At 38.1% G+C, this 638-nt stretch carries 1 protein-coding gene; it reads left to right on the forward strand.

Annotated elements, in window-relative coordinates:
• Nucleotides 1–236: 236 nt before the first annotated feature.
• Nucleotides 237–638: acyl-CoA dehydrogenase N-terminal domain-containing protein (locus B4H32_RS04995; RefSeq protein WP_286800486.1), on the forward strand; the 402-nt coding region annotated here is incomplete at its 3' end.

A 638-nucleotide genomic window follows, 5' to 3' on the forward strand; every position in this document is an offset into this window, starting at 1 on the left:
TTTACCAAACACCTTTATATCATTATATTTACAACTGTAAATTTAATCATTTTCATATTTAAAATGAGTTTCAAACAGCAGCGAAAAGTTGACTTTTGCACACCTCTCTCATCTGATTAATTCGCTTTTCTGACAGTCTTTTCCATAGTGTTTATCAATGTATTTTTATCACCATTGTGAATAATCAAAGTATCGAAACAGATAATCCAAAATGATTCAAATACAGGATTAAGATTATGCCAGCTTATAAAGCCCCGCTCCGCGATATTCGTTTCTTAATGAACGAAATGTTAGATTATCCAGCCCATTACCAAACTTTGGCAAGTGGACAGAATGCTGATAAAGATACAGTTGATATGATTCTTGAAGGTGCGGCAGATTACTGCGAAAACGTACTTTCTCCACTGAACCAGTCAGGTGATGAAGAAGGCTGTACCTTTAACAACGGCGAAGTAACAACACCTAAAGGCTTCAAGGAAGCTTATGACCAGTTCGTCATGGGTGGCTGGCAAGGTCTTTCTTACCCAGAAGAATTTGGTGGTCAAGGCCTGCCAATGTCTTTAAACCTCATCAAGTCTGAAATGATGGGTACTGCAAACTGGTCATTCACCATGTACCCAGGTTTAAGTACAGGTTGT

The sequence above is a fragment of the Acinetobacter sp. UBA2063 genome, assembly GCF_002333245.1.
Taxonomy (GTDB): domain Bacteria; phylum Pseudomonadota; class Gammaproteobacteria; order Pseudomonadales; family Moraxellaceae; genus Acinetobacter; species Acinetobacter parvus.